At 70.6% G+C, this 6,055-nt stretch carries 4 protein-coding genes; 2 read left to right on the plus strand and 2 right to left on the minus strand.

Features of this window, described 5'->3' with window-relative positions:
• Positions 1 to 6 precede the first annotated feature (6 nt).
• Positions 7 to 1,263, plus strand: a complete 1,257-nt coding sequence (locus ACFWYS_RS23215) for an alginate lyase family protein (protein ID WP_384772062.1) — start codon at positions 7 to 9, stop codon at positions 1,261 to 1,263.
• 180 nt (positions 1,264 to 1,443) lie between these two features.
• Complete coding sequence (locus ACFWYS_RS23220) at positions 1,444 to 3,024, plus strand: carboxylesterase/lipase family protein (protein WP_384772065.1); 1,581 nt, start codon at positions 1,444 to 1,446, stop codon at positions 3,022 to 3,024.
• A gap of 45 nt (positions 3,025 to 3,069) precedes the next feature.
• Here the strand turns inward: ACFWYS_RS23220 and ACFWYS_RS23225 are convergent, their stop codons facing one another.
• Together ACFWYS_RS23225 and mrdA are read right to left on the minus strand one after the other, a co-directional pair.
• Complete coding sequence (locus ACFWYS_RS23225) at positions 3,070 to 4,128, minus strand: LacI family DNA-binding transcriptional regulator (RefSeq protein ID WP_384772067.1); 1,059 nt, start codon at positions 4,126 to 4,128, stop codon at positions 3,070 to 3,072.
• Between the two features lie 226 nt (positions 4,129 to 4,354).
• Positions 4,355 to 6,055, minus strand: a 1,701-nt coding sequence (mrdA, locus tag ACFWYS_RS23230) for a penicillin-binding protein 2 (protein WP_384772070.1), incomplete at its 5' end; no start/stop codon positions are given.

A 6,055-nucleotide genomic window follows, 5' to 3' on the forward strand; every position in this document is an offset into this window, starting at 1 on the left:
GCACCAATGAGCCGCACATCCCCCCACCAGCCATCCGAGCAGGGCGAGTTGAGCCGCCGCGGTCTGCTGAAGACCGCGGGCGGCCTCACGGCCGCACTCGTCCTCGGCGGCTCGGCGGCCGCGCTGGCAGGCAACACCGCCGGCGCGGCACCGTCGACCTTCACCCACCCCGGAATGCTGCACAACGCCGGCGACATCAACCGGGCCAAGGTCAGGGTCGCCGCGGGCACCGACCCATGGCGGTCCGGCTGGAACCGGCTGACCGCCAACTCCCGCTCCCAGTCCACCTGGACCAACCGGGCCACCGCCACGATCATCCGCGGCGGCACCGGACAGAACTACGGCCTGCTCTACAACGACATCGCCGCCGCCTACCAGAACGCCCTGCGCTGGCGGGTCGGCGGCACCGAGGCCAACGCCCAGTGCGCGGCCACCATCCTCAACGCCTGGTCGAGGACGCTGAAGACGGTCACCGGAAACGCCGACCGGTTCCTCGCCGCCGGCATCTACGGCTGGCAGTTCGCCAACGCCTGCGAACTCATGCGCGGCTACAGCGGGTTCGACCTCGCAGCTGCCCAGGAGATGATGGTCAGGGTCTTCTACCCGCTCAACAACCAGTTCCTCACCGGTCACAACGACGCCTGCATCACCAACTACTGGGCCAACTGGGACCTGTGCAACATGGCCTCGGTCATGGCCATCGGGATCCTCACCGACAACGCCGCCAAGTACGACCAGGCCCTGAACTACTTCAAGAACGGCGCCGGAAACGGCTCCATCCGGCACGCGGTGCCGTTCCTGTACCCGGGCGTCGAGGGCTATGACCTCGGCCAGTGGCAGGAGTCCGGCCGGGACCAGGGCCACACCATGATGGGCATGGGCCAGATGGGCGCGATCTGCGAAATGGCCTGGAACCAGGGCGACGACCTGTACTCGTACGACGGCCGCCGCTTCATGAAGGCCGCCCAGTACGTCGCCAAGTACAACCTGAACAACAACGTCCCCTACACCACCTACACATGGGGGACCGGCCAGAACTGCGCCCAGCAGTCACAGACCGTGATCTCCGCGGCCTCCCGCGGCCAGGTCCGCCCGGTCTGGGCCATGCTCCACTACCACTACGGCCGACGCCTGCTCCTCGACGACAAGTACATCTCCCAGATGTGCTTCTCGGTCGCCCCTGAGGGCGGCGGCGGTGACTACGGCTCCGATAGCGGAGGCTTCGACCAACTCGGCTTCGGCACGCTGATGTACGCGAAGTAGTAGCCAGGCACGCCAAGTAGTCGTGTACGCCGCGTAACCGGGTACGCCAAGTAGTCGTGTACGCCGAGTAGCCGGGTACGCCGAACAGCCGTCCCACCGCTCGTGCACCGGAATATCGGGCCACAATGAGTTGCTCTGATCTTCACGGTGCACGAGCGCGGTGAGGAGGCTGGTGGACGTATGACGGCAGTCCCGACAGACCCCGTGGTGAGCACGCCCTACGGTGCGGTACGGGGCCGGTACGAAAACGGCGTCGCGGTGTTCCGGGGCATCCCCTACGCGGCGCCCCCCTTCGGTCCGCTCCGGTTCCGGCCGCCCGTGCCACCGGCACCCTGGGACGGCGTGCGCGACGCCGGGTCCTTCGGGCCGACGCCGCCGAAACCCCCGTACTCCGAGGCCTTCGCGCAGTATCTGTCCGACCCCGTCGTGCCCGGCGACGACTGTCTCAACCTCAACGTCTGGACCCCCGAGCCGGGCCCCGGCGCCCGGCTCCCGGTCATGGTGTGGCTGCACGGCGGCGCCCTGACCAGGGGATCCTCCGGTGTGCCCGTCTACGACGGCCTGTCCTTCGCGCGCGACGGGGTCGTCCTCGTCTCGGTCAACTACCGGCTCGGCGTCGAGGGCTACGGCCTCTTCCCGGACGCCCCCGCCAACCCCGGCCTGCGCGACCAGCTCGCCGCCCTGCACTGGGTCCACACCGCCATCGAGGCCTTCGGCGGCGACCCCGGCCGCATCACCCTGTTCGGCCAGTCCGCCGGCGCCATCAGCATCGGCGCCCTGCTCGCCGCCCCGCAGGCCCAGGGCCTGGTGCGGCGGGCCGTCCTGCAGAGCGGGCCGCCCGAGGCCGCCGAGCGGGACAAGGTACGGCGGATGGTGCGCCGGATGGCGAACCGGCTGAGGATCCCCGCCACGGCCGCCGCCTTCGCCGACGTCGACCGCGAGCTGCTGCTGCGCACCCAGGCCGAGGTGGGCCGGCTCAGCAGCCCGGTGCTGGGCGGGCCCGCCTTCGGCATCGTCGTCGACGGCGACATCGTCCCCCGCGATCCCATGGAGGCGATCACGGAGGGTGACGCCGCGGTTGGCGTCGACCTGATGACGGGCTGGACCAGCGACGAGTACCGGCTGTGGCTGGTGCCCGGCGGCCTGTTCGAGCGTGTCGACCGGCTCGGCGCGGTCGCCCTCGCCGGGGCCATGGCCCGCTGCCGCGTCGGCGCCGAGGTGCCCCGCGGCTACCGCGCCCTGCGCCCCGCGGACGGCACCGCCGAGATCGTCGGCCAGATGGTCACCGACCACCTGCTGCGCCTGCCCCTGCACCGGCTGGCCGACGCCCGCCCCGGCTCGACGTACGTCTACGAGTTCGCCTGGCCCTCCGCCCTCCCCGGCCTCGGCGCCTGCCACGCCCTGGAGCTCGGGTTCGTCTTCGACACCGAGGAGACCCCCGAGTCCCGCAAGCTGGCCGGCGAGGGCGCCCCGCGGGAGCTGGCGGACGAGATGCACGGGGCGTGGGTGCGGTTCGCGGTGGACGGCGACCCGGGCTGGCAGCCGTGGGACGACTCGCACCCCGTGCGGATCTTCGGCGACGGCGCGGCGCACACGGCCTACGGCCCGCGCGACGCCGAGCTCGCCCTGTGGGCCGCCGCCGCCCCGCCCGAGGAAGCCACCCCCGCATCGGCCCTGGCCGACGGTGCGCCCGCGCGCAGTACGGAACTGCGCTCCGTGGTACGACGCCTTCGCCTCCCCGGCGCGGTCCGTCGGCACTGACGACAGGGCGGTTCGCCATGTGTCGAGCGGTGCGAGGGAGTTTTGCTACGTGTCGAGCGGTGCGAGGGAGTCCCGTACCACCACATGGGTGCCCAGCAGCAGATGCTCGTCCGGGGTCTCCGGGGTGCGGCCGAGTGCGGTGCGTACGGCGAGGCGGCCCAGCTCCTCGTAGGGGACGTGGACCGTCGTCAGGGCCGGGTGCAGGTCACGGGCGAAGGGGATGTCGTCGTACCCGGCCAGTGAGACGTCGCCGGGCACGTCCAGGCCGGCCTCGTGCAGGGCGGTGAGCGCACCGGCGGCGACCATGTCGGTGGCGGCGACCACCGCCGTGAACTCCAGCCCCCGCTTGAGTGCCTCCCGCATCAGCCGGTGCCCGGCGTCGCGGGTGAAGTCGCCGTGCAGGAGCAGCGCCGGGTCGGGGTCCAGGCCACGGGCACGATGGGCGGCGAGATAGCCGCGCTCACGGCCCTGGGCGGTGGTGTGGTCGGGCTTGCCGCCGAGGAACAGCACGCGCTGGTGCCCTTGGGCGAGGACATGGGCGACCAGCGCGTAGGCCCCGCCCTCGTTGTCGTACTCGATGACGGTCACCGGCGCCCCAGGGCCGAGCGGCGGCCGGCCGCACAGCACCAGCCGGGAGCCCGCCGACGCCAGCGAGTCGGCCATACGGCGGGTGCGCTCGCGGTACTCCGGGGTGTCGGCGGAGCCGCCGACCAGGATCACGGCGGCGGCACGCTGGGCGCGCATCATCTCGACGAACTCCACCTCGTGCTGGACGTCGCCCTCCGTCGTGCACACCAGGCACAGATGCCCGAGCCGTCTGGCCTCCCGCTCCACCCCGTGTGCCATGTGCGCGAACGACGGCCCGGTGATGTCCTCCAGGACGAACGCCAGCGTGGGCGTGCCGACCCCGGCGACCGCCTTGGCGCGTGCGTCGGCGACGTAGTCCAGGTCCCGCACCGCCCGCATCACCCGGGACCGAGTCGCCGAGCTCACCGGATACACCCCGCCCAGCACCCGCGAGACGGTCGACGCGGACACCCCCGCACGGGCCGCCACATCCCGGATGGTGCTGCGCCCCGCGTCGTCCTCGCTCTTCCTGGTCATCCCTGCCTCGCCCCTCTCCCGGGCACCCTCGCCTCCCCCTGGGGAACCTGCGGCAACACGATGGCAACCGGTTCCCGATGCGGAGGCTAGCAGCGGGTGAAGGGCGGGGACGAGCCCCGTGCGCTGGGTGTCGTGGGGGAGAGCGGGGAGGGCGGGGAGGTGGGATGGGGTGGTGGGCGCTGGGGAGCTTGAGAGGTGGGAGCTTGAGGGCTGGAGGCGCCGTGCGTCAGTTGCGCCGGCCCGTCCTTGTCGCGGGCAGCGCTCCGTCGGACGACCGCTGCTCCTTCGCCGGGTCCCCAGAGACCTTCGGCGAGGTGATGGTGCCGTCCGTGCGGACCTCCGGCAGGCTCGCCTGCGGCTTGGGCAGCAACGCCTTGCTCCTGTCGATCGAGCCGTCCTCCTGCACGCCGTAGAGCGCGTCGTAGATGTTGCGGACGGCCGGTCCTGAGGCGCCGGAGCCCGTACCACCCTGGGAGATGGTCATGACGACCGAGTAGTCCTTGGTGTAGGTGGCGAACCATGAGGTCGTCTGCTTGCCGTAGACCTCTGCCGTGCCGGTCTTGGCATGCATCGGGATCTTGTCCTGCGGCCACCCGACATCCGCGAACCGCCAGGCGGCCGAACCCCGGGTGACCACGCCCGCGAGGGCGTCGTCCATCTCGGCCAGGGCCTTCTTCGTGATCGGCAGTTTGCCGTGGGACTTGGGCTTGATCTCCTGGACGTTCTTGCCGTCGGCACTGATCACGGCCTTGCCGACGGTCGGGTCGTACAGCGTGCCGCCGTTGGAGATCGCCGCGTAGATGGTGGCCATCTGGATCGGCGTGACCAGGGTGTCACCCTGCCCGATGGAGTAGTTCACCGAGTCACCCGCACGCATCCGGTTGCCTTCGAGACAGTTCTCGTAGGCGATCTTCTCCGTATAACTGCCGTCCTTCTTGCCGTACTTGCACCAGGCGTCCTTGTTCGCCCGCCAGTACTGCTGCTTCCACTGCCGGTCCGGCACCCGCCCGGTCACCTCGTTCGGCAGATCGATCCCCGTCTCCGCCCCCAGCCCGAACTGATGCGCCGTCTTGTAGAACCAGTCATGCGCCTTCTTCTTCGGCGCCGTCCCCCCGTCACGCTTCCACTCCTCGTGCGACAGCCGGTAGAAGACGGTGTCGCAGGACACCTCCAGCGCCCGCCCCAGGCTGATCGGCCCGTACCCCTTGGACTCGAAGTTCTTGAACACCTGCCCGCCGATCGAGTACGAACTGGAGCACTCATACGGCCCGTCGAACCCATACCCCGCATTGAGTGCCGCCGCGGTCGGCACCACCTTGAAGATCGACCCGGGCGCCGACTGGCCCTGAATCGCCCGGTTCAACAGCGGATAGTTGGAAGCCTTCCCCGTCAACCGCCGATAGTCCTTGGCGGAGATGCCGCCCACCCAGGCGTTGGGGTCGTAGGCCGGGTTGGACGCCATCGCCACGACCCGTCCGGTCTTGGCCTCCATCACGACCACCGCACCCGAGTCCGCCTTGTAGCGCTCGTTGGTGTTGCGGTCCCACTCCTTGCGGGCCTGCTTCATCGCCTCGTTCAGCTCGAACTCCGCCACCCGCTGCACCCGCGCGTCGATGCTGGTCACCAGATTCGAACCGGCCTGCGCCGGATCGGCCTGCGCCTGCCCGATCACCCGCCCCAGGTTGTCCACCTCATAACGGGTCACCCCCGCCTTGCCCCGCAACTCCCTGTCGTACTCCCGCTCCAGACCCGAGCGCCCCACCTGGTCCGAACGCAGATACGGCGAGTCGGAATCCTTCGCCTGCGTGATCTCCTCGTCCGTCACCGGCGACAGATAGCCCAGCACCTGCGCGGTGTTCGCCTTGCCCGGACCCGCATACCGGCGCACCGCCTGCGGCTCCGCGGTGATCCCGGGAAAGTCCTCGGC

The organism is Streptomyces sp. NPDC059010 (genome assembly GCF_042740355.1).
Lineage (GTDB): Bacteria > Actinomycetota > Actinomycetes > Streptomycetales > Streptomycetaceae > Streptomyces.

Bases quoted from the DNA above. Each gene is read 5' to 3' on its own strand.
- ACFWYS_RS23225 (WP_384772067.1), bottom strand. From the start codon at position 4,128: ATGACCAGGAAGAGCGAGGACGACGCGGGGCGCAGCACCATCCGGGAT.
- ACFWYS_RS23215 (WP_384772062.1), top strand. From the start codon at position 7: ATGAGCCGCACATCCCCCCACCAGCCATCCGAGCAGGGCGAGTTGAGC.
- ACFWYS_RS23220 (WP_384772065.1), top strand. From the start codon at position 1,444: ATGACGGCAGTCCCGACAGACCCCGTGGTGAGCACGCCCTACGGTGCG.